The organism is Nodularia sp. UHCC 0506 (assembly GCF_034931045.1).
In the GTDB taxonomy this organism is placed as follows: domain Bacteria; phylum Cyanobacteriota; class Cyanobacteriia; order Cyanobacteriales; family Nostocaceae; genus Nodularia.
Genome location: NZ_JAYGHH010000009.1, coordinates 149,649 through 151,959 on the forward strand (window position 1 = coordinate 149,649; position 2,311 = coordinate 151,959).

General features: G+C 40.5%; 4 protein-coding genes. 1 reads left to right on the plus strand and 3 read right to left on the minus strand.

The annotated features are described in order from the left end of the window. A partial coding sequence (locus tag VB654_RS08900; protein ID WP_323213355.1) for a His/Gly/Thr/Pro-type tRNA ligase C-terminal domain-containing protein occupies positions 1-318 on the plus strand: 318 nt, incomplete at its 5' end. A 118-nt stretch (positions 319-436) separates the two neighbouring features. Here the strand turns inward: VB654_RS08900 and VB654_RS08905 are convergent. The 3 genes from VB654_RS08905 to VB654_RS08915 all read right to left on the minus strand — a co-directional run bounded on the left by VB654_RS08905 (position 437) and on the right by VB654_RS08915 (position 2,216). Next, on the minus strand, positions 437-1,348 hold the full coding sequence (locus tag VB654_RS08905; RefSeq protein ID WP_323213356.1) for an Rpn family recombination-promoting nuclease/putative transposase: 912 nt from the start codon (positions 1,346-1,348) through the stop codon (positions 437-439). Between the two features lie 202 nt (positions 1,349-1,550). Then, positions 1,551-1,790, minus strand: coding sequence for a hypothetical protein (locus VB654_RS08910; RefSeq protein WP_323213357.1), 240 nt, complete (start codon positions 1,788-1,790; stop codon positions 1,551-1,553). A gap of 60 nt (positions 1,791-1,850) precedes the next feature. Further along, positions 1,851-2,216: a hypothetical protein gene (locus VB654_RS08915; RefSeq protein WP_323213358.1), complete on the minus strand. Its 366-nt coding sequence runs from the start codon at positions 2,214-2,216 to the stop codon at positions 1,851-1,853. Positions 2,217-2,311 lie beyond the last annotated feature (95 nt).

Consider the following 2,311-nt stretch of genomic DNA (forward strand, 5'->3'; position numbering starts at 1 on the left):
CCTTTATGGTTAGCACCTGTACAAGCGAGATTGTTACCAGTGGGTGAAGCACAGCTAGATTTTGCCAAAGAAGTAGCAGCAAAAATGGTGTCTGAGGGTATCCGTGCAGAAGTCGATACTAGTGGCGATCGCTTGGGTAAAATCATCCGCAATGCTGAGAAGCAAAAAATCCCAGTTATGGCGGTGATCGGAGCCAAAGAAGTGGAATCCAACAGCTTGAGTATCCGTACCCGTGCTTCTGGAGAGTTGGGAGCTATCCCTGTGGGTGAAGTTGTGGATAAGATGAAGAATGCGATCGCTAACTTCGAGAACTTCTAACCATCAATAGGCTAGTACAGCACGGCGGAAATAAACCATTTGAAATAAATCAAAAGCCTATAGAACAAGCTTTTTGACTTTTGACTTTTGACTTTTGACTTCCGCCTTGCGGCCTTGTCTAGCCTAACCAGGACTGCAAATCAGCCATACTGCTAAAATCAAGCAAGGCTTCCCCCAGATTTTCTAATTGTTCTAAAGAGAGAGTTTCCATACGCTGACGCACATCTTGAGGTAATTCTTCCACTCGTCGAGTTAGTTGGCGCAGAATGAGCGATCTTTCTCTTTGTAATCCTTCTTCTCGACCTTCTTCCCGACCTTCTTCCCGACCTTCTTCTCGACCTTCTTCTCGACCTTCTTCCCGACCTTCTTCCCGACCTTCTTCCTTAATTTCCCGGTAAACTCGCGTTTCTTTGAGTGTGATTCCTAGCATCGCTTCAACCTCCCTGCGGCTTAATTTTTCAAACTTGTACACCATGATTGTGGTAACTAATTCAATTATGGCGCTACTTGCGATTTCTGCTTTTTCATAAGCGGAACGTTCAAGTAAATATCTAGCTTCAGAAGGTGCTTGTGCTGAGTCTACAGTGGTTAATACCATCAATGCTACCCATAGAGGTAATTGACGAATATCTCCCAATTCATCCAAATACACTCGATGCACCTGATTACCGTTCAGGAAGCCACGATGGGGATAAATATTACTTTGTTCAATACTGCGTGATGGATAAATTATCACTGCCTGCCAATCGCTAAATCTGTCACTGTTGCGATAGAAATATAATGAAGATTCGGCAAATACTCTCTCATAGAGTTTTTCGTCTTTTTGAAACTGCACTTCACAGAAATACACTACACCCGGACTTTCATTTTCTGGTGGTAAAAATACCCCATCAATTTCAAATTTAGGTTCTTTGACAGCTACCGAATCAAAGCGATATGCCTGTGCATTTTCTGGCGGATTTGTCAAGAGTTCAAATATTAAAGTCGGGGATTGTTGAAATAGTTGATAAAATATGGAATCTCGGCGCATGAAAAATGTTCCTGAATGAGCGCAATAGTTCAAGACCTGTCAAAAGCGCTCATTTGTCTTGATCATCTTAACCCTCATGGACTGCAAATCATCCAGATTTTTTCAACGCGATCGCTAACTTCGATAATTTCTAAGCATCTTTCCAAAAAAAACAGAGCATTGATAGTCTACCCTGAATAAATATACTATCAATGCCAAACTCTCAGGATGCCCAGCACGTTTTATCAGGAAAAGACCCTGTTTTCCAGTGTTGCCAAACTTTGACTGCGGCTCGTTGAAACAATGCTTGTGAGTTTTGAGTAGGCGTTTCTTGAAGTTCTTTGACTTCTCCACTAGATTTATCTAGCCACAAAGATCCTAAATGACCTTCATTTGGCCCGAAGCTGTAAGTAACGCCGATTTCATCCTCCCTGTCTTTTAAAATTAATACGTAAAAAGCCATAACAGATGCTGTGGTCTGTAAAAGTTGGATACTTTAGTTTTAACTCAATTTAGAATATAACTATATTATTGGTGGATTCCACAAACGACCAGAATGTTCAGTTGCATCATGGGCAGTACGGTAATTAGTTCTGAAGATGGATTCAAACTTGGACTCAAAGTATTCGTGTTCAAGTAGTCGCAAATCTTCAGAATTAAAATTTCCTTGTTGTAACCTAATCCAAGCATCTGCAATATCTGGGTCAGGGTCAAAGTAACCAAATCTATCATCCAACTGGTGTTCGCGATAGAACAGATGATCCTTAATTCGTTGAATGCGGAATTCCGCCAACCCCGTATTGCGTGCAATATCCGCTACATCGTCAGTATTGCGAATAGCAAAATACGCTTCAGGCGCATACTCAAGAAAGCGTTTTAAATATTCCATTTAATAAGTAGTTTTTATATTAAATTAAAAAGTTTAAATAAGGGAAATCATATATGTAAATATTAGCACGACTACAAGGTTTTAGCTAAAAATAT

What these genes read in the sequence shown, in the direction of transcription:
- VB654_RS08905 (WP_323213356.1), bottom strand. Translation starts at nt 1,348, where the DNA reads ATGCGCCGAGATTCCATATTTTATCAACTATTTCAACAATCCCCGACT.
- VB654_RS08910 (WP_323213357.1), bottom strand. Translation starts at nt 1,790, where the DNA reads ATGGCTTTTTACGTATTAATTTTAAAAGACAGGGAGGATGAAATCGGC.
- VB654_RS08915 (WP_323213358.1), bottom strand. Translation starts at nt 2,216, where the DNA reads ATGGAATATTTAAAACGCTTTCTTGAGTATGCGCCTGAAGCGTATTTT.